Below are 18,635 nucleotides of genomic sequence, written 5' to 3' on the forward strand. Positions count from 1 at the left end.
CCACCCGCTCGCGGTCCCCTAGCGAACCGGCGCCGCACCCGCGAAGCAGGTGCGGCGCCGTCTCCCGTCACGAGAGCGCGATCAGCGCGGCTGCGGGAAGATCTCGTTCGTCCAGCGGCTGACCAGACGGTCGCGCTCGGCCGGGTCGCCGTACTTGGCGAAGTCGTAGTCGATGAGCTTGATGGTATCGAGGTCGGGGGCCGCGGCAGGCACGGGGGTCTTGCTGTTCGACTGCACCTGGTAGGAGCCGACCGTGGCCGCCACCATCTGGGCCTCGGGCGAGAGGGCCCACTCGATGAACTGGATGGCCGCGTCGCGCTCAGGCGCACCCTTGACGAGGCTCAGGCCGCCGATCTCGAAGCCCGTGCCCTCGCAGGGGGCGATGACGGTGAGCGGGAAGCCCTCCTCGGCGAACTTGACGCCGTCGTGCATGAACTGGATGGCGATGGCGACGTCGCCGCGGCCGGCGAGCTGCCCGGGGGCGGCGCCGGAGCGCGTGTACTGCTGCACGTTCTGGTGCAGCGCGGCGAGGTACTCGAAGGCCGCGTCCTCGCCCATGATCTGCACGAGCGTGGCGATGGCCGTGTAGGCCGTGCCGGAGGCGTTCGGGTCCGGCATCGCGATGAGGTTCTTGAGGGCGGGGTCGGTCATGTCGGCCCAGCACTGCGGGGTCTCGACGCCGTGCTCGGCGAGGATGCCCTCGTTGATCACGAAGCCGAGGGCGCCCGTGTAGAGCGGGATGTACGTCTCGCCCACGGAATTGGTGAGGCTGGGGAGCAGGTCGTCCCACGAGGACGGCTTGTAGAACTCGGTGAGGCCCTCGTTGAAGGCGGCGAGGTGCGGATCGCCGGTGCCGCCGAACCAGACGTCGAACACCGGGTTGGCGGCTTCGGCGCGCAAGCGCGCGAGCGCCTCGCTCGACCCGAGGCGGATGAACTCGAGGTCGAGGCCGGTGGCCGCCTTGAAGGCCGGACCGAGCGCCTCACACCAGGCCAGGTCGGGGCTGCACAACACGTTGACGCGTTGGGCGTTACCGAGACCGGCGAAGAGCAGCAGCGACAGAGCCACGCCTAGGAACAGTCGTCTCACGAACTACCTCCACGTTGGGCCACGCCCAAGTACACCCAAGGGGATGGGTACGAGCCGGCAACTCCCGGCCCCGTTGAATCTCGAGTGTCCCGGGGATGATAGCGCCTTGGCGGTTCGGGTGTCAAAACGCGCCGGCGCCTCCGCACGTCTGGCGCGTTCACGTCCACACCGTGGCATGTGGGTCCGTTGGACTGGTCACCTACGCTCGAAACGCAGCTGGGTCGCCTCCGCCCCCACTCCCTCGGTGTAGACGGCGGTGTTGGGGCCAAGGAAGTCGATCCTGCCGAACTCGGTCGGTTCGTACTGGTTCGGTTGGCAGTTGCCGCGCGCGCATACCTGGGGAGACGCGCCGGTGACCTGCTTGGTCAAGGAGCCGTCCGGGGCGAACGAGTAAGTGCCCGTGTAGAAGAGCATGAGTTGGCCGTCCAGGTACGCCTCGTCCCGGTACGTGCCGTCGGCGTTGAACGTAGTGACAGCGATTATCTGGAGGCCCTGCTGGTCGATCACCCCTTGCCAGGTGCCCACGATCGACGGCGCGCCCGTGACGCCCGTCTGCATCGGAGCCCCGCCCTGGGCAGGCGGGAACCCCTGCGTCGGCGGCGTGTTCTGGGCAGGCGGGAAGAGCGGCGCCGCCTGGGTCGGGGGCGCTTGGGTCGGGGCCCCGGCCGGCGCGCCCTGTGGCGCCGCCGGGAAGGGAGAAGCGGCCGTCTGGGCCTCGCGCACCGCCATGTAGTACTCGTAGCTGCCGGCAACGGGCTGGCCCGCGCCGTCGAGCTGGAACAGCGTCACCGCGAGGCCTACCCCATCGGGCTGAAGCTGAGCGGTGAAGCCGATGTTCATCCCGCCGGCTACGAAGGCGCCCCTGGCGCTCCGCCCGTCGAACTGCGGATCGGGCCGGATGGTCAGTTGGAGCGGTCCGTCCTGACCGACGATCACCCCGTTCACGCCGCCGCCGGGGGCGTCTTGGAACACGAACAGGAACCCGATGGTGGGCTCCGCGAAGGTCCCGGTCAGCGGGGACTGAGAGAACGCCGCCCCTGCAAGGAGCAGCAACGTGAGCACGAACCAACGGCCACAGCGCCTGATGATCATCGCAACGCCTCCGGGAGCGAGCCTAGGACGCGCCCGGTTTAAAGAGGCTTAAGGCCGTCCGCGCCCCAACCAGACGTGATGTTTCACCCCATCCGCCGCGACACGGAGCCTCTAGCATTGCGTTCGTGATGTTCGACCCAGTCGCATGTGGAGGTAAGTCCATGGACCAAGCCATCCGGCCCCATCGCCCCGCTCTCCGCGTACCGGCCCTCGTTTGCCTCGGCGCCGTCCTGCTGCTCGCCGCGTGCACCAAGCCCGCGCCGACCCCACCACCGCCAGAGTTGACCCTCGAGGAAGCCGGCGCCTGGTGGGAGACCACTCCGGCCGTGACCCTGAGCGAGTACTCCAGCCTGCGCATGCAGATGACCTTCAAGAACACGAGCGGCGTGACCCTGAGGTTCCTCGGTAGTGCCAACGCCGACGGCCCCGCGGGCGAGCTGCAGTTCTGGACCACCCCGGGCATCGCCGAGCCGACCGCCACCTTCGCCGCGTTCCCGGAGGGCGACTACGCGCCGGACGCGACCTTCGCGTGGGATGTCACCATCGACCTGACCGGACTGGCGGACACGGAGGAGGGCTTCGGGCTCCGACCGCTGGAGGCGAACCTCATCGGCACGGTCTTCCCCGGTCAGGCGGAAGTCGTCGACGCGACCGGAACGTTGGCCAAGTAGCGCCGCCACGGGCGGCGCGGCGTGCCGGCCCTGATCGCCGCCCGCCCGTCTCGCCTAGCTGGCTGCCCGCCCCGCCTTCATACGCTCGGACTTGCCCAGCTCCACCTCGCTCTCCAGGCCGTCCATGGCGGCTTCCCAGAACGAGCGGTAGCGGGCGGCCCAGGCGCCGACGGTCCGTAGGGGTCGCGGGTCCAGGACGTAGATCCGGCGCCTGCCCTCGGCGCGTACGGTGGCGAACCCCTGCTCCCTGAGGACATGCAGCTGCTGCGACACCGCCGACTGGGTGATCCCGAACTCGCCGCCCACCAGCTCGACCAGCTCTCCCGCGGCGCGCTCGCCGTCGGCGAGCACCTCGACCAGACGGCGGCGCACAGGGTCGCCCAGGACCGCGAAAGGGTGCATGTCCATCTACTCCCCCGCCGTCGGCTCGCCTTCCGAGGCGCCCATGCCGGGGCCCTCGCCCGTGTAGAACTTCCTCGTCGTCTCGGCCCTGGCACGCGCTTGGTCTACCGGGGTGCCGGCCGCGGCGTCGGCCTCGCCCCATGCGACGGCCGCCGCCCCGTAGAACGCCTTCCCTTCCGCCGACATCGGCCACTCCGGGTCGGCCTCCGGCGGCTTCGCCGCGCCCGTGTCCGCGAGGTGGAAGGCCAGGCCGAGGAAGCCGCCGTCCCAGCCGACGCCGACGGCGCCCGGGCCGTACACGTCGCTGAAGCCCGGCATGAGCGGCGCCTCGTGCTCCAGCTCCAGCCGCGTGCCGTCGACCTGCGGGACGAGCCGCAACGTCAGCCAGCTGACCCCGCCGCCGAACTCCCACGTGGCCTTGATGAGTTCCGGCTCGACGCACTCCTGGATGGTGCCGCCGGCGTTCCCCTCGAACTGGTAGCGGCCGCCGAGGCGCAGGTCGCCGCTGACGGGCAGGAACCAGCGCGACAGGCGCTCCGGCGTCGTGAGGGCGCGCCAGAGGTCGAGGGCGTCCGTGGCGTAGGTGCGTCCGGCTACGACGACGGCCGTCTCCATGCCGTCGCGCATGCCGCTTGAGACGCGGCGGTCCATGTGCGAGAGATGCTCTTCGAACCGGAAAGCCATGCTTAGCTCCTTCGCTTGCGGCCGCGGGAGCGCCGTTGGAACATCGCCCGGCGGCGCGAGCTCGAGCCGTGAGGCCCGCTGGGCAGGGTCGGCGCCCCGACAGCGACCGCTAGTAGAATCATATTAGCAGTCACTAATATGATGCAAGTCTATGCGGCTCCTGCGTCGATCGGAGCAACCAAGGGTTCGGCTCCGGACCACGCGAACCGCCTCCCTCCCGCCGCCGACCCGCCCTCAGCCTCCGATGGCCACCATGGTGCGGTCCCGCACGACGGGCGTCTTGATCCCCGAGGCCACCTTGTTGCGCGCCGCGAGAACGAACGCCTCGCGGATGGCGGCAACGGGGTCGGCTGCCCGAAGCGCGTGCCTCACGTCGAGCTCCCAATCGTGCATCAGGCATGGCCGCAAGCGTCCGTCGCTCGTCAACCGCATCCGACTACAGCCCGCGCAGAACGGCTCCGAGACGGAGTTGATGAAGCCGATGGCGCCGCGCCAGCCGTTCACCCGGTAGAGCCGCGCCGGCGCGCTCGGGTCCACCGGCACGGGTTGGAGCGGACCTAAGGCGGCCTCCACGCGAAGGCGGGTCTCGGCGCCGCTCACGTACTTGCCCCGGTACTCCTCGGGCGAGGAGTTGTCGAGGTGCATGTACTCGATGAACCTCACCTGGAAGGGTCTATCCCTGGTCAGCCCGGCCAGTCCTTCGACCTCACCCTCGTTGAGCCCACGGATGACGACAGCGTTCAGCTTCACGGGTTCCAGGCCGGCGGCGACGAGGGCCTCGATGCCGGCCCACACGGTCTCGATCCGACCTCCGGAGGTGATCAGACGGAACGCCTCGGGGTCCAGCGCGTCGAGCGAGACGTTGAGGCGGTCCAAACCCGCCTCGACGAGTTCGGGTAGGCGCCTGGCGAGGAGGCTGCCGTTAGTAGTGATGGCCACATCCTCCACTCCCGCCACCCGTTTGGCGTGGCGGATCATGGCCGGCAGCTCCTTGCGCAGGAGCGGCTCACCCCCCGTGAAGCGCACCGACGTCAGGCCTAGCGACACGGCGGCCTCGACCACGTTGGCTACGTCCTGCACGCTCACCACGCCGACAGGCTCCTTGTGGCCCGCCCCCAAGGGGTCGCAGTAGGTGCAGCGGTAGTTACAGCGGGGCGTGACACTGATCCGCAGATCCCTCACGATGCGGCCGTGCTGGTCGATCAAGGTGTGCATGCGGCCCCGCCCTTCAGCGCCCGTCGTCCGTGGCGGTCGGCACGTGACCAGACGCGCCGTCAGGCACGGCGGCTGCGATGGCGGACGGCGACGCTCCGACCGGGCAGCCGGGCAGGCCGTCCGCTCCTACCCACACCGCGTCACCTTCTACGAAGCGCTCCCGTTTCCACACGGGTAGGCGCGCCTTGACCTCGTCGATGATGTAGCGGCAAGCGTTGAAGGCGGCGTCGCGGTGGGCAGCGGCGGCGCCCACCCACACAGCGCAGTCGCCGATGTCAAGATCACCGGCCCGGTGCACGAGCGCCGCACCGGTGATGGCGAAGCGCGCCCGGGCCTCCGCCAGGATGCGCTCACCCTCCCTGAGCGCGAGCGCGTCATAGACCTCGTAGCTCAGTCCAGCCACGCTCCGCCCATCCGAGTGATCGCGGACGCGCCCCTCGAAGGCGACGACCGCACCGGAGCGAGGGTCGTCGAGCGCCTGTTCCCAGGCCCGGCCGTCGATGGGTTCGCGCGCGATGGCGACGAGACCGGCAGCCATCTCAGCCGCCTGCAACGGGCGGGATGAAGCTCACCCGGTCGCCGCCACGCAGCTCGTGTTCCCAGGGGACGAAGTCGTCGTTCACCGCGACACGCAATGCCGAGCGCGGCAGCGAGAAACCGTGGCGCACACGCAGCTCCTCGTACAGCTCCGCCGCGGTCGCGGCCGTCGTCTCCAGGGTCTCCCGGGCTTCCCCGCGCGCCTCGCGCAGCACGGCGAAGTAATCGATGGTCACGCTCTTCGCTTGGGTCATCCGGTCCCCCCGCTCCAGGCTCGCCAGGGCGCGCTCGTACTCGGTCGGCAGGTTGGCGTTGGTGAGCTCACGCGCGTCCAGGCTGTCGATCAGGGTCGCCCCCGCGTCGATGAGCACCTTCCTAGGGCACCGCCGACCGTCGGCGGCGGCCTCCTCCAGCCGCTGCAGCGCGCTCGGCTCGTAGACGGCGCAGAGCGGTTCCGGCAGACCGTCCTGTGGGCTGCGGTAGGCGGTCGCCAGGTTCACACGGTGGCGCTGCGCCAACAGGTGCTCGAGAGTGGCGTGGCTCACGAAGGGGAGGTCACAGGCGAGCACGAGCCAAGCGGCGCCGGGGTGCAGGCGCATGGCCGAGAGTATGCCTCCAAGCGGGCCGAGGTCCTCGAACGCGTCCACCACGAGCGGCACCCCGGCCACGCCGGGCTCGGCCGCCTGGTCGGGGCGCAGCGAGAGGAACGCCATCTCGCAGTGCTCGGTGAGCATCTCCCGAAGGTGAAGCGCGTGCGGTTCGCCGTGGTACTCGAGCGCCCACTTGGGTCTGCCCATGCGCCTGCTCTTGCCGCCGGCGAGCACGAGGCCGTAAAGGGGGACGCCCTCGCTCGGCGAGGCGCCAGCCCGGCGCGCGCGCGCCGGCCGCGCCACCTTCTCAGGGCCCGACATCGCGCTTCCCCCCCTGCTTGGCCATGAGCCTGACCTCCTCGATCACGATGTCGTGGGACAACGCCTTGCACATGTCGTAGACGGTCAGAGCCGCCACGGTGGCGCCAGTCAACGCCTCCATCTCCACGCCGGTCCGAGCGTGCAGGGCCACGGTGCAGTCAACCCTCACCTTGCCGTCGTGGTCGAAGTCAACATCCACCCGGCAGTCCTCGATGGCCAGGGGATGGCACAGGGGTATCAGCTCGCTCGTCCGCTTGGCGGCCATGACCCCCGCGAGGCTGGCCGTTCGGAACACGGGGCCTTTGGGGCCGCCGCTGCCGTCAGCGCCGATGGCACGGCGTACCTCCTCCGGCAGCCGCACTAGCGCGCGTGCCGTGGCCGTGCGCCGCGTTACGAGCTTCTCCCCGACGTCGACCATGCGGGGCAGCCCCGCCTCGTCCAGGTGGGTGAGCATGCTCGGCCTCCAGCCGTCAGGCGGGCGGGGCGGCACCCCGCGTGGGCTCGACCGCCATTTCGTGCCTGGGAAGATAGCACACGCGCCGTGATGACAGTCGGAACGGGCGCCCGACCGGTGCTAGCATGACGCCTACCCAGCACGACGAGGGGCCTGGCGCCCCGCCCAGAAGGGCAGCAGGATGCTCACTGGCACGCAACGCAGCCGCTACGACCGCCACCTCCGCCTGGCGGGGTTCGGCGCCGCCGCCCAGGAGCGCCTGCTCGCCTCTGCCGTCCTAGTGGTGGGCGCCGGCGGGCTCGGCTCACCTGCGCTCCTCTACCTGGCCGCGGCGGGTGTCGGACGCATCGGCATCGTGGACGACGACGTCGTGGACCGCAGCAACCTGCAGCGCCAGGTGATCCACCACGACGCCGACGTAGGCCGGCCCAAGGTCGCGTCGGCGGCGCGTTCCGTCCGCGACATCAACCCCGAGGTCGTCGCGGAGACGCATGAGCTGCGCCTCGGCCCGGACAACGCGCTCGACCTGATCCGCGGTTACGACCTCGTGCTGGACGGCACCGACAACTTCACGACCCGCTACCTCGTCAACGATGCGGCCTACTTCGCGCGCGTGCCGGTGGTGCACGGCTCCATCCACCGTTTCGAGGGACAGGCGACGGTCTTCGCCCCGCCTGCAGGCCCCTGCTACCGGTGTCTCTTCCCCGAGCCCCCACCCCCCGGCGGCGTGCCCGCCTGTTCCGCAGCCGGCGTTCTCGGGGTGCTGCCCGGCATGATCGGCATGGTCCAGGCCACGGAGGCCGTGAAGCTGCTCACGGGCGTGGGCGAGCCCCTGATCGGGCGGCTCCTGCGCTACGACGCGGCGAGCATGCGTTGGGGCGAGTTGCGCCTCGCTCGCGACCCCGCCTGTGCCCTATGCGGCGCCGAACCGAGCATCCGGACGCTCGCAGAGTCGGCCGCGACCTGCGAGGTGAAGGGGATCGCCAGCTTGTCGGTCGACGATTACGCGCGCCTGCGCGAGCGCGGCGAGCAACACCTGCTGCTCGACGTGCGCTCGCGTGCCGAGGCGGCGGCTGGGGGCATCGCGGGGCACGTCAACATCCCGTTGGCGGAGCTCCCGGCGCGACTCGGCGAGCTGGAGGCGTGGCGCGGACGACTCATCGTGTGTCAGTGCCGGGTCGGGGAAGCCAGTCTGGCGGCGGCGGAGCTCCTACGCACGGCGGGGTTCCTCGAGCTGGCCAACCTCGAGGGCGGCTACCTCGCGTGGCGCGCCCGGGTGACGTCGAAGCGCAACCCCTGAGTCGCGCGGGCAAGGCCACGCCGCCGATGAACTAGCCTCGCGCCCAGTCGCCGACCCCCTCGACCGAACCCTGACGGACGCGGCCGAAAAGTGGAAGCCGGGTGGAAGCGGCCCCTCCTAGAGTGCCGTGAATGGTTCCACTCGACGATGTGAGGAAGAAGGCACCGCCCCAGCACGGGGTGGCCTTCGTCATCACCCTATGGCTGGAGCCTGCTCGCGACGCCGCGCCACCTGAGTGGCGCTGGCGCGTGACCGAGGCGCAGAGCGGCGAGCAGCGCTACTTCCGGCGGGTGATCGATCTCCTGAGCTACGTGAGCGAGCGGGCCGATGTCCCACCCCCGGGCTGAAGGTGCGTCCCGGCGGGAGGGCGATGGAGGTTTGGCGATGAGTGATCCCAGGTCGACGGAGGTACTCGAGTTGCTGCGGCAGGTGCCGTACCCGGGTTACGCGCGCGACATCGTTGCCGCCGGCTTCGTCCGCGACGTGCACGTGGACGGCGCCACCGTAGCCGTGCGCTTCGCGCCGAACACCACCAACGCCACGAAGGTGAAGGCCATGGAGGACAGCATCAAGGACGTGCTCTACGGCGCGAGCTTCGCCCTCGTGCGCGTGGACACGGAGCGGCCCTACGACGACGACTCGATGCTCCTCGGCAACGGCAGAATGAACCCGCTCCAGGCGGAGCTGCTCGAGGACGGCGTCGACCCGCAACCGGACGTGCTCCTTGGCGACATGGCCCAGGCGTCCGGAGCTCACGTACCGGATATCCCCGACGAGCCCCTCGGCCAACCGGACCCGACGTACACGGGCCCTCTGCCCGTCCTGCAATGGGAGATAGACCCGCAGGCGGCCGGCACGCGCGCCGTCCAGCGGGCCGTGAACCACGACGGTTGGGAGTTCCGCGTGTGGTGGCTGGTGCACTCGGGCGGTGAGCTCCTCTACGCCTCTCTGCAAGCGCTGCGGGAGGACTGGGTGGACCACGGCGGGGTGGCGCGCAAACACCCGGTGGGCAGGACCGAGGCCGTGAACCTCGTCTACGACATCACGCGCGGCGCCATCGTCGCCATCTACGGCACGGTTCAGGACTTCCGACCGTTCGTGGAGGCGTTCAGGCGTGCCTACCTCGTCGAGGCGCGCGAGGGCGCGGTCGCGGCGCAGAGCAGCGTCGACCTGATGGAGGCCACGAGATGAGCACGGGCGGCAACGGCAAGAACGGCAAGGGAACACGCTGGTTCCGCGTGCTGGACGAACCGCGCGCGTGGGAGGAGTTCTATCGCCGGCGCTGGTCGTACGACAAGTCGGTGCGCACGAGCCACAGCGTCAACTGCTCCGGCTCGTGTTCCTGGGAGGTCTTCGTCAAGGACGGGATGATCACCTGGGAGCTGCAGAAGACGGACTGGCCGCAGATCAACGACGAGACCCCCAACTACGAGCCCCGCGGCTGCCAGCGCGGCATCTCGTCCTCCTGGTACCCGTACTCCCCCGTGAGACCCAAGTACCCGTACGTGCGCGGCGTGCTACTCGACTTCTACAGGCAAGAACGCGCCGCCGGCAACGGACCCGTGGAGTCATGGGCGGCCATCGTGGAGGACCCGGAGCGTTCCAAGGCCTACCGCTCGGCACGCGGGAAGGCCGGCTGGCGACGCACGACCTGGGAAGAGGCCACGGAGATCATCGCGGCCGCCAAGATCTACACCATCAAACGGTACGGCGCCGACCACCTGGCGTCGTTCTCGCCCATCCCGGCGATGAGCATGGTCAGCTTCATCTCCGGCCAGCGCCTCTCGAACCTGCTCGGCGGCACCATGTTGAGCTTCTACGAGTGGTACCACGACCTCCCGCACATCATGCCGATGATCTGGGGCGACCAGACGGACGTGGGCGAGGCGGCCGACTGGTACCAGAGCGCCTACTGGATCGTGATGGGCTCCAACCTGCCCATGACGCGTACACCCGATGCCCACTTCGCCTCGGAGCACAAGTACAACGGCGGCAAGATCGTCAACCTCTCCCCCGACTACGCAGACATCACGAAGTTCGCCGACCTCTGGGTGCCGGTCAGACCCGGCACCGACGCCGCGTTCCTGCTCGCGTGCATCCACGTGATCCTCAAGGAGTTCCACGTCGAGAGGCGCTCGAGCTACTTCCTGCCCTACGTGGCGCAGTACACGAACCTCCCCTTCCTCGTGCGCCTCGACGAGGAGGACGGGCACTTCGTGACCGGCCGCTTCCTGCGCGCCTCCGACCTGGGCGATTACCAAGACGAGGAGAACGGCGACTGGAAGCTCCCCATGTTCGACCAGCAGGGTCGCATCCGGTTGCCGGGCGGCTCGCTCGGCTTCCGTTGGGAGGAGAAGACCACCGGCCGCTGGAACCTCAAGCAGGAGGACGCCGTGAGCGGCGAGGCTTTCCAGCCTGCCCTCACCCTCATGGACGGCGAGTGGGAGGAGGCCAGCGTCGCGTTCGCCGACTTCACCGACACGTTCAACGTGGAGTTCGGCACTACCCCCGGCAAGGGCGTGCCCGCCCGCGCCAACCTGCGCGGGGTGCCCAGCCGGGTCATCCAGACGCAGACCGGGCCCGTGCGCGTGGCGACCGCCTACGACCTGCTCCTCGCCCAGTTCGGCGTGGGGCGAGGCCTGTCCGGCCTCTACCCGACGGATTACGACGACGCCAGTCAGCCCTTCACGCCAGCTTGGCAGGAGCAGGAGACGGGCGTCGACCGCAACCTCGTGATCCGCGTAGCGCGGGAGTGGGCGGACACGGCCGAGAAGACCGAGGGCAAGTGCATGTTCATCACCGGCTCCGGCATCCTCCACTGGTACCAGGGCGGGCCGCTCATCTACCGCGCGGAAGCCGTCATGGGCATCCTCACCGGGTGCATGGGGCGCAACGGCGGGGGCTTCAACCATTACGTTGGCACCGAGAAGGTCAGGCCGTTCGCCGCCATCGGCACGCTCGGCGGAGCCGCCGACTGGGGAGTGACCAGCCGCCAGATGAACTCGACCTCGTACTTCTACTTCCACACGGACCAGTGGCGTTACGACGGCATGACCCTGGAACCGCTATGGGCGCCGCGCGCCAAGGTCTACCCCAAGAAGGCCCAGCACGCTGCCGACATGAACATGCTCGCCGTACGCAACGGCTGGCTGCCGTTCTACCCGCAGTTCGACAAGCGCAGCCCCATGGAGGTCCTGCGCGAGGCCCGTGACGCCGGCTGCCGGACGGACGAGGAGGTGGCCACCTGGGTCGCGGAGAGCTTCAAGGCCCGCAAGCTCGAGTTCGCGTTACGAGACGTGGACGCCCCCGAGAACCACCCGAAGGTCCTGTGGATCTACCGCGGCAACCTCATCGGCACCTCCATGCGCGGCCACGAGTACGCCCTGAAGCACCTGCTCGGCACTCACAACAACGTGCTCGGTGACGACCGCGCGCAGGGCATGGTCGAGGACGTGCAGTGGCACGACGAGGCGCCGCTCGGCAAGCTCGACCTCGTCTACAACGTCAACTTGCGCATGGACTCCTCGGCCAACTACTCCGACATCGTGCTGCCTACGGCCCACTGGTACGAGAAGTACGACCTCACCTGCACGGACCTGCACTCGTTCTTCCACCCGTTCACCCCTGCGCACGACCCGGCGTGGGAAGCGAAGCACGACTGGGAGGCGTTCAAGCTGGTGGCCGCCAAGGTCTCCGAGCTGGCCAAGACCTACCTCCCCAACCCGGTCGAGGACCTGGTCATGACCGCCCTCGCCACCGACACGCCGGACGAGATGGCCCAGCCCATGGGCGAGCTCCACGACTGGTGGGCGGGCGACGGTTCGCCCGTGCCCGGCAAGACGTTCCCCAACGTCAAGGTCGTCAAGCGCGACTACACCGCCATCCTCGACAAGTACACGACTCTCGGGCCGGCGGTCGCCAGGCCGGACGGCTACGGCGCCAAGGGCATCAAGGGCGACCTCACGCACGTCGTGGAGGAACTCAAGGAGAGCTACCTGGTCGGCGAGAAGAACGGCCTGCCGTCCCTGGAGGACGCGCGTCAGGTGGCCGAGGTAATCCTGCGCATCTCGCCGGAGAGCGACGGAGAGCTCTCGTACGCCATCTTCAAGAACCTGGAGAAGCGCACGGGCGTGCCCCTCGCCCACCTCGTGGAGCCGGAGCGCGAGATCCGCCACCACTACCCCGACCTCGTGTCACAGCCACGGCGCTCCATCACCTCGCCACACTGGTCGGCGATAGAGAGCGCCGGACGCACCTACGCGCCCTGGACCATGAACGTGGAGGCGCTCAAGCCATGGCATACGCTCTCGGGCCGTCAGGAGATCTACTACGACCACCGCATGTTCCGCGAGCTCGGCGAGGAGCTGCCCACCTACAAGCCGCCCGTCGACACGGTCAAGATCGGTGACATCGCCGAGTCCGACCTCGGCAAGCCGGGCACGAAGGTCTTCCGCTACATCACGCCACACGGCAAGTGGTCGATCCACAGCATGTTCTGGGACACCTGGCACATGCTCAACATGTTCCGCGGCGGCCAGGTCGTGTGGATCAACGATGACGACGCCCGCACCATCGGCGTGACGGACAACGACTGGGTGGAGCTCTACAACCAGAACGGCATCAGCGTCGTCAGGGCAGTGGTCAGCGCCACCGTTCCGCGCGACATGGCGATCTTCTATCACTCCTCCGAGCGCCACGTGAACGTGCCCTTCTCGTCCCTGGCACGCGAGCGGGGCGTAAGTGACCTGCGCGGCGGGAACAACAACGCCCCCACCCGCATCATGATGAACCCCTCCACCATGGTTGGCGGCTACGCCAACTGGACCTACTGGCTCAACTATCAGGGCACCAGCCCCTCCGAGCGCGACGCCGTCGTCGTGATCCGGAAGAAGCCCATGGAAGCGGGCGGCCGCAAGGTCATCTACCGCGAGGACCAACTCGGAAGGAGCATCTGAGTCATGCGCGTCAAGCAGCAGATGGCTATGGTGTTCAACTTGGACAAGTGCCTGGGCTGCAACACCTGCACCCTGGCGTGCAAGAACGTGTGGACCAACCGCGAGGGCGCGGAGTACATGTTCTGGAACAACGTCGAGACGAAGCCCGGCATCGGCTACCCGAAGGCGTGGGAAGACCAGGACAAGTACCGCGGCGGCTGGGAGCGCAACGAAGGGGCCGACCACCCGCGTCTCAAGCAAGCGTCGCGCTTCTGGTTGATGCTCAACCTCTTCTACAACCCCGTCATGCCCCAGATGGAGGACTACTACGGCAAGGGGCCGTTCACCTTCACCTACGAGGACCTGCACTCCACCGAGCCGACCAAGTACTCCCAGCCCGTCGCGCGGCCAAAGTCGCAGATATCGGGCGAGGAGGACATCGACATCGAGTGGGCGGTCAACTGGGAGGACAACGCTGCCGGCCTTTACGAGGGCGGCACGGGTGGCGAGGACCCGAACCTGAAGAAGCTGACGCCGGCCGCCAGGAGCGCCTACCTCAAGTTCCGCGACTCCTTCATGTTGTACCTCCCGCGCATCTGCAACCACTGTCTGAACCCCGCCTGCGTCGGCTCGTGCCCCACGGGCGCCGCCTATAAGCGCGAGGAGGACGGCGTGGTGCTCATCGACCAGGACCGTTGTCGCGCCTGGCGCTACTGCGTGTCGGGCTGCCCCTACAAGAAGACCTACTACAACTGGCGCACGGGCAAGTCGGAGAAGTGCATCCTCTGCTACCCCCGCCTGGAGACGGGCCAGCCTCCCGCCTGCTTCGTCGCGTGCCCCGGACGCATCCGCTACATGGGACCGCTCCTCTACGACATGGACCGCGTGCCCGAGGTGGCCAACGCGCCGGAAGCCGACCTAGTGCGGCTGCACCGCTCGCTGCTCCTCGACCCCAACGACCCGGAGGTCATCGCCGCGGCCCGGGAGGCGGGCGTGACCGAGGCGTGGCTGGAGGCGTGCCGGCGCTCGCCCGTCTACAAGATGGTCGTCGACTGGGAGATAGCCCTGCCCCTTCACCCCGAGTTCCGTACGCTGCCGAGCCTCTTCTACATCCCGCCGGAGAGCCCCGTCGCCAGCGCCGACACGGGGGAGGGTCCTTACGACATGACGGGCGAGCAGATCTTCCCCGGGCTCGACGAGTTCCGCATCCCGATGGAGTACCTCGCCAGCCTCCTGGCGGCAGGCAACGTGGCCGAGGTGCGCAAGGCCCTGGCGCGGCAGCTCGCCGTGCGCCGCTTCCGCCGCTCGCAGCGAGTGGAGGGCAAGCCGGACGAAGCCGTCCTGGCCGACGCGGGTCTCACCGTGAAGGACGCCGTGCACATGCACCGCCTCCTCTCCCTGGCGCACTACCACGAGCGCTTCGTGGTGCCGACCGCGCACGTGGAGAAGACGGCCAGCACGCCTTACATCGAGCGCGGCTTCGCGGGTTTCGCTGAGTTCACCGCAGACAAGGGGCCTAAGCGCCGCAGCACGTTCCATGGGAGCGGAGAGGGGGTGGAGCACTGATGACGAGCGCACCCCTTGGTCACCAGGTGCTCGTGCCGGGGCACCTGTCCGCCGGTTACCGGTTAGCCGCAGGGGCCCTCCTCTACCCAGAGGAGCGCGACCAAGACGCCTTGACGGAGTGCCGCCACGCGCTCGAGAGCGGCCCCGAGGGGCAACTCGCGCTCCTCGACGCGTTCTTCGACTCGCCGAGGGCCGGCGACCCCGACGAGTATCTCACCCTCCTCGAGCTCGCTCCCCCCTGCCCTCTCTACCTCGGCTCCTACCTCTTCGAAGAACCCAGTACCTGCCGCGGCGCCGGCATCTCCGGACGCAACGCCTACATGCTCGAGCTCAAGGCCATCTATCGGCACTTCGGCCTGGAGCCCAACGGGGCCGAGCTGGCCGACTACCTCCCCCTCGTGGTCGAGTTCCTCGACCACTCGCTCACGCACCCCGAGCTGGACGGCATAGGTCTCAGGCGTTACCTCCTCGAGCGTCACGTGCTACCGGCGTTGCCACTCTTGCAGGCCGCGCTCGAGAAGTACGAGTCGCCGTACGCCAAGCTCATCGAGTACTTGCGCCTCCTGGTCGAGGACGATGCGGCCAGCTGCCCGGACCCGGCGTGGGATCCGGTGCCTGCCGGGGCGGAGCTCCCGGTGATCGGCGCCGCCGGCTCGCGAGCGCCCGGGCGCCTGGCCACCAAGGGAAAGGAAGGGGTGAGCGGATGAGCCTCGCGCTGTGGGCCGTGTACCCGTACCTGTGCATGACGCTCTTCTTCGTCGTGCCGTTCATCCGACTACGCAAGCGGCCGTTCGAGTTCACGACGCGCGCCACCACCATGTTCAACCGCAGGCTCCTTGGCGCGGCGTCGCTGCTCTTCCACTGGGGCATCATCTTGCTGCTCGTCGGCCACGCCATAGGCATCGTCGGCGGCGTCCTTGGCATGGGAAGCTGGGTGCACGCCTTCTTCTGGATCGGCATCGTCGGCGGCTTCATGGCCCTCAGTGGCTCGATCCTGGCCGTGGCTCGCCGCCTCGCGGTACCCGAGCTCCGCGCGCTCAGCCAGCACGACGACTACGGCGTGCATATCCTCCTGATAGCCATCTTGAGCGTGGCGCTGTACCAGTCGGTGATCCAGCTAATCTGGGGGGCCGCCTTCAACGCCGGTCTATGGCTGGCCAGCCTCTTCCGCTTCCAGCCCGAGCCCGAACTCATGGCGGGCGCGCCCCTCTACACGCAGATCCACGTCTTCCTCGCCTTCACGTTCCTCGCCTACTTCCCTTTCACCAAGCTCGTGCACGCCTGGACGCTGCCCGTCAACTACCTCGTGCGCCCCTACCAGTCCATGCGCACCGCGCGGCGCAAGTTCCAGCGCCGTTTCGAGTTGGCCCTGCGCACCGACACGTCGGTCCTCACCTACTCCATCGTCACAGTGGTGGTCCTGCTCCTCGCCGTGGGCTTCCTCCTTCCCACTCCCGGCAGGCCTCGCGGCATGGCGCGGGCCGGCACGGCTACTAACGCGACCACCGTCGTCGACCTCCCCGGCTACGCGCTCTTCCTTGGCTCGTGCGCCCGCTGCCACGGCGTCAAGGGCGACGGCCAGGTGATCAGCAAGACCTCGCCCGTCTTCGCCGTGCCACCGCGTAACCTCACGCAAGGGCGCTTCCGCTTCGTCTCGACCACGAACGGCGTGGCCTCGGACACCGACCTTCAGCACACCGTTCAGCACGGCCTGCCGGCCGGCGGCATGCCCGGGTTCCCCTTCCTGAGCGACGAGCAGCTGGCGAGCCTCGTGCAGGTCATCGATCACCTGTGGGTCGACCGGCCCGCGCCGGGCCCAGAGATCCAGGCAGGACCCGTGCCCCAGTTCACGCCCGCGCTCGTGAGCCGCGGCAGCGAGCTCTTCGCCACCAACTGCAGCGTCTGCCACGGGCCGAGCGGCGCCGGCGACGGTCCGGCGGCCGCGAACCTGCCCGTTCGCCCGGCCGACCTGGCCGCAGGCAGAGTGAAGGCGGGCACGGATCCGACTCAGCTCTACTACCGCGTTGCCGCCGGCATCCCAGGCGACACCGGGGCGGAGATGCCGAGCTTCGCCTTCCTGCCGGAGACCGACATCTGGTCGCTGGTCGCCTACCTCAAGGAGGACGTGCTTCCTTGACGCGCGAGGGCGCCCGCCTCCGCGACGACCGCTCTGCGCCAGCGCGCCCGGCCACCTCCCGTCAGGCCTGGGTGGCGCTGGTAGCGAGCACTCTCGCGTTCACGGTGTGCGTGGCGGCATGGCTTGGCAACGGGGTGCTGGTGACCTTCTTGGATGCCAGCGGGGCCATGCCCTTGAGCCGCATGCACATATCGTGGCTCGTCGGGGCGCCGGTCCTGACCGGCGCCCTGTTGCGCCTTCCCGTCGGCATGCTGGCCGATCGCTACGGGGGGCGGATCGTCTTCACGATCCTGATGCTGCTGGCGGCAGCGGCGCTGTACCTCACGAGCTTCGCCAAAGGTTACGGCGACCTGCTGCTTGGCAGCCTCGCCTTCGGTTCGGCGGGCGCGAGCTTCGCGGTAGGCGTCAGCTTCGTGTCGCGGTGGTTCCCGCCAGCGCGCCAAGGGGCGGTGCTGGGCATCTTCGGGACGGGCAACGCCGGAACGGCCCTCACGGCCGCCTTCGGCCCCATGCTGCTGGGCTACCTCACCGCGCAGGGGACGGCGCTGGAGGGATGGAGGGGGTTCCCCCGCGTCTACGGGGCCCTCCTCGTCTTGACGGCGCTGACCTTCTTCGCGATCACCCGCGAGCCGCGCGGCGGCGCGTTGGCCGCCAGGCCCCTGCTGGTGCGCCTCGCGCCGTTGCGGAACGGCCACGTGTGGCGTTACGGCCTCTATTACTTCGTCACCTTCGGCGGCTACGTCGCGCTCTCGCAATGGCTGATCTCCTACTACGTGAACGTCTACGCCTTGAGCCTCGCCGCCGCCGGCATCATGGTCTCGCTGTTCTCCTTGCCGTCCGCAGCGATACGCATCGTCGGCGGCTGGCTCTCTGACCGACTGACGCCCCTGCGCGTGCTGCGCTGGGCGCTGGGCCTCAGCGTCGTCGTGTTGGTGACGCTGTTCCCGCCCCGCATGGACATCTCGACCCCAGGCCCGGGCGTGAGCGCGCTCCGCGGCGGCACCGTCACGAGCGTCTCGGAAGACTCCATCGGCATAGGCGCGGACCTCTACCCGTATGCCACCGCCCGCGTGCAGACACGCGTGGCGTTGGGCTTGGGAGGGATGGAGGAGCCCGCGACGTTACTGCCCCGCAGCACGCTCGTCCAGGAGCCGACGGTGGCGGTGGGCGAGCAGGTGAGCGCCGGCCAGTTGGTCGTGAAGGGCACCACCCACATCTACTTCCAGGCCAACGTCTACTTCCTGACCGGGCTGGTCGTCCTGCTCGGCCTGCTGATGGGTATCGGCTCCGGCGCAGTCTTCGCACACATCCCCCTGGCCTTCCCCACCGAGGTGGGCACCGTCGGTGGCATCGTTGGCGTGCTTGGCGCGCTCGGAGGCTCGGTCATGCCGGTGGTGTTCGGCTACGCGCTGAGCGGCTCCGGCATCTGGACGTCGAACTGGGTGACGCTGTTCATGCTGGCGCTGGCGGCCTTCGTAGTGCTCCTGACAGGAGGGCGGCGGGACCGGAACGCGAAGTCGCCCACGGCGGTGGACCCCGATGCGCTCCAGTGACCGGCCACCGCAGCGCCCTATAGGACCCGCTTCGACGACGGTCCCCGGCCCTGCACCGACCGGGGCGTCGGCGGTCCGACGGACCGGCCT

17 protein-coding genes are annotated in these 18,635 nt (G+C 69.0%); 9 read left to right on the top strand and 8 right to left on the bottom strand.

Annotated elements, in window-relative coordinates; all coding sequences use genetic code 11:
- Window positions 1-81: 81 nt before the first annotated feature.
- Window positions 82-1,089 (bottom strand): ABC transporter substrate-binding protein, encoded by a 1,008-nt coding sequence (locus M9914_03285; GenBank protein MCO5173191.1) that lies wholly within the window; start codon window positions 1,087-1,089, stop codon window positions 82-84.
- Between the two features lie 195 nt (window positions 1,090-1,284).
- Window positions 1,285-2,181 (bottom strand): hypothetical protein, encoded by an 897-nt coding sequence (locus M9914_03290; protein ID MCO5173192.1) that lies wholly within the window; start codon window positions 2,179-2,181, stop codon window positions 1,285-1,287.
- A 161-nt stretch (window positions 2,182-2,342) separates the two neighbouring features.
- On the opposite strand from M9914_03290, the gene M9914_03295 reads away from it, so the two are divergent.
- Window positions 2,343-2,852 (top strand): hypothetical protein, encoded by a 510-nt coding sequence (locus M9914_03295; GenBank protein MCO5173193.1) that lies wholly within the window; start codon window positions 2,343-2,345, stop codon window positions 2,850-2,852.
- Between the two features lie 54 nt (window positions 2,853-2,906).
- Here the strand turns inward: M9914_03295 and M9914_03300 are convergent, their stop codons facing one another.
- The 6 genes from M9914_03300 to moaC form a co-directional block, all read right to left on the bottom strand.
- On the bottom strand, window positions 2,907-3,254 hold the full coding sequence (locus M9914_03300) for a metalloregulator ArsR/SmtB family transcription factor (GenBank protein MCO5173194.1): 348 nt from the start codon (window positions 3,252-3,254) through the stop codon (window positions 2,907-2,909).
- Window positions 3,255-3,260: 6 nt separating this feature from the next.
- Complete coding sequence (locus M9914_03305; GenBank protein ID MCO5173195.1) at window positions 3,261-3,938, bottom strand: SRPBCC family protein; 678 nt, start codon at window positions 3,936-3,938, stop codon at window positions 3,261-3,263.
- 234 nt (window positions 3,939-4,172) lie between these two features.
- Window positions 4,173-5,153, bottom strand: coding sequence for a GTP 3',8-cyclase MoaA (moaA, locus tag M9914_03310; GenBank protein MCO5173196.1), 981 nt, complete (start codon window positions 5,151-5,153; stop codon window positions 4,173-4,175).
- 13 nt (window positions 5,154-5,166) lie between these two features.
- Window positions 5,167-5,691, bottom strand: coding sequence for a molybdenum cofactor biosynthesis protein MoaE (locus M9914_03315; GenBank protein MCO5173197.1), 525 nt, complete (start codon window positions 5,689-5,691; stop codon window positions 5,167-5,169).
- A gap of 1 nt (window position 5,692) precedes the next feature.
- Window positions 5,693-6,601, bottom strand: coding sequence for an NTP transferase domain-containing protein (locus M9914_03320; GenBank protein MCO5173198.1), 909 nt, complete (start codon window positions 6,599-6,601; stop codon window positions 5,693-5,695).
- Complete coding sequence (gene moaC, locus M9914_03325) at window positions 6,588-7,055, bottom strand: cyclic pyranopterin monophosphate synthase MoaC (protein ID MCO5173199.1); 468 nt, start codon at window positions 7,053-7,055, stop codon at window positions 6,588-6,590. The genes M9914_03320 and moaC overlap by 14 nt, the downstream gene beginning before the upstream one ends.
- A 181-nt stretch (window positions 7,056-7,236) precedes the next feature.
- Here moaC and moeB point away from each other — a divergent pair, with 181 nt between their 5' ends.
- From moeB to M9914_03365, 8 genes are all read left to right on the top strand, one after another.
- On the top strand, window positions 7,237-8,355 hold the full coding sequence (gene moeB / locus M9914_03330) for a molybdopterin-synthase adenylyltransferase MoeB (GenBank protein ID MCO5173200.1): 1,119 nt from the start codon (window positions 7,237-7,239) through the stop codon (window positions 8,353-8,355).
- Between the two features lie 149 nt (window positions 8,356-8,504).
- The gene (locus M9914_03335; GenBank protein MCO5173201.1) at window positions 8,505-8,702 is read left to right on the top strand and encodes a hypothetical protein; all 198 of its coding nucleotides are present in this window, start codon (window positions 8,505-8,507) and stop codon (window positions 8,700-8,702) included.
- Window positions 8,703-8,739: 37 nt separating this feature from the next.
- The gene (locus tag M9914_03340; GenBank protein ID MCO5173202.1) at window positions 8,740-9,546 is read left to right on the top strand and encodes an iron-sulfur cluster assembly protein; all 807 of its coding nucleotides are present in this window, start codon (window positions 8,740-8,742) and stop codon (window positions 9,544-9,546) included.
- Entirely contained in the window at window positions 9,543-13,310 is a 3,768-nt protein-coding gene (locus M9914_03345; GenBank protein ID MCO5173203.1) for a nitrate reductase subunit alpha, read from the top strand. Before M9914_03340 ends, M9914_03345 begins: the two co-directional genes overlap by 4 nt.
- A 3-nt stretch (window positions 13,311-13,313) precedes the next feature.
- A complete protein-coding gene (narH, locus tag M9914_03350) occupies window positions 13,314-14,855 on the top strand; it encodes a nitrate reductase subunit beta (protein MCO5173204.1) in 1,542 nt (513 codons plus the stop codon).
- Window positions 14,855-15,562 carry a hypothetical protein gene (locus M9914_03355; protein ID MCO5173205.1) on the top strand — a complete coding sequence of 236 codons (708 nt, stop codon included), beginning with the start codon at window positions 14,855-14,857 and terminating at the stop codon, window positions 15,560-15,562. Before narH ends, M9914_03355 begins: the two co-directional genes overlap by 1 nt.
- Window positions 15,559-16,992 carry a respiratory nitrate reductase subunit gamma gene (locus M9914_03360; protein MCO5173206.1) on the top strand — a complete coding sequence of 478 codons (1,434 nt, stop codon included), beginning with the start codon at window positions 15,559-15,561 and terminating at the stop codon, window positions 16,990-16,992. Before M9914_03355 ends, M9914_03360 begins: the two co-directional genes overlap by 4 nt.
- Window positions 16,989-18,545 carry an MFS transporter gene (locus M9914_03365; GenBank protein MCO5173207.1) on the top strand — a complete coding sequence of 519 codons (1,557 nt, stop codon included), beginning with the start codon at window positions 16,989-16,991 and terminating at the stop codon, window positions 18,543-18,545. The genes M9914_03360 and M9914_03365 overlap by 4 nt, the downstream gene beginning before the upstream one ends.
- Window positions 18,546-18,635 lie beyond the last annotated feature (90 nt).

It is taken from the genome of Trueperaceae bacterium (assembly GCA_023954415.1).
Classification (GTDB): domain Bacteria; phylum Deinococcota; class Deinococci; order Deinococcales; family Trueperaceae; genus JAAYYF01.

Excerpts from the sequence above, each read along its gene's own strand:
- M9914_03290 (MCO5173192.1), bottom strand. The coding sequence starts at position 2,181 with ATGATCATCAGGCGCTGTGGCCGTTGGTTCGTGCTCACGTTGCTGCTC.
- M9914_03295 (MCO5173193.1), top strand. The coding sequence starts at position 2,343 with ATGGACCAAGCCATCCGGCCCCATCGCCCCGCTCTCCGCGTACCGGCC.
- M9914_03300 (MCO5173194.1), bottom strand. The coding sequence starts at position 3,254 with ATGCACCCTTTCGCGGTCCTGGGCGACCCTGTGCGCCGCCGTCTGGTC.
- M9914_03305 (MCO5173195.1), bottom strand. The coding sequence starts at position 3,938 with ATGGCTTTCCGGTTCGAAGAGCATCTCTCGCACATGGACCGCCGCGTC.
- moaA (MCO5173196.1), bottom strand. The coding sequence starts at position 5,153 with ATGCACACCTTGATCGACCAGCACGGCCGCATCGTGAGGGATCTGCGG.
- M9914_03315 (MCO5173197.1), bottom strand. The coding sequence starts at position 5,691 with ATGGCTGCCGGTCTCGTCGCCATCGCGCGCGAACCCATCGACGGCCGG.
- M9914_03320 (MCO5173198.1), bottom strand. The coding sequence starts at position 6,601 with ATGTCGGGCCCTGAGAAGGTGGCGCGGCCGGCGCGCGCGCGCCGGGCT.
- moaC (MCO5173199.1), bottom strand. The coding sequence starts at position 7,055 with ATGCTCACCCACCTGGACGAGGCGGGGCTGCCCCGCATGGTCGACGTC.
- moeB (MCO5173200.1), top strand. The coding sequence starts at position 7,237 with ATGCTCACTGGCACGCAACGCAGCCGCTACGACCGCCACCTCCGCCTG.
- M9914_03340 (MCO5173202.1), top strand. The coding sequence starts at position 8,740 with ATGAGTGATCCCAGGTCGACGGAGGTACTCGAGTTGCTGCGGCAGGTG.
- M9914_03345 (MCO5173203.1), top strand. The coding sequence starts at position 9,543 with ATGAGCACGGGCGGCAACGGCAAGAACGGCAAGGGAACACGCTGGTTC.
- narH (MCO5173204.1), top strand. The coding sequence starts at position 13,314 with ATGCGCGTCAAGCAGCAGATGGCTATGGTGTTCAACTTGGACAAGTGC.
- M9914_03355 (MCO5173205.1), top strand. The coding sequence starts at position 14,855 with ATGACGAGCGCACCCCTTGGTCACCAGGTGCTCGTGCCGGGGCACCTG.
- M9914_03360 (MCO5173206.1), top strand. The coding sequence starts at position 15,559 with ATGAGCCTCGCGCTGTGGGCCGTGTACCCGTACCTGTGCATGACGCTC.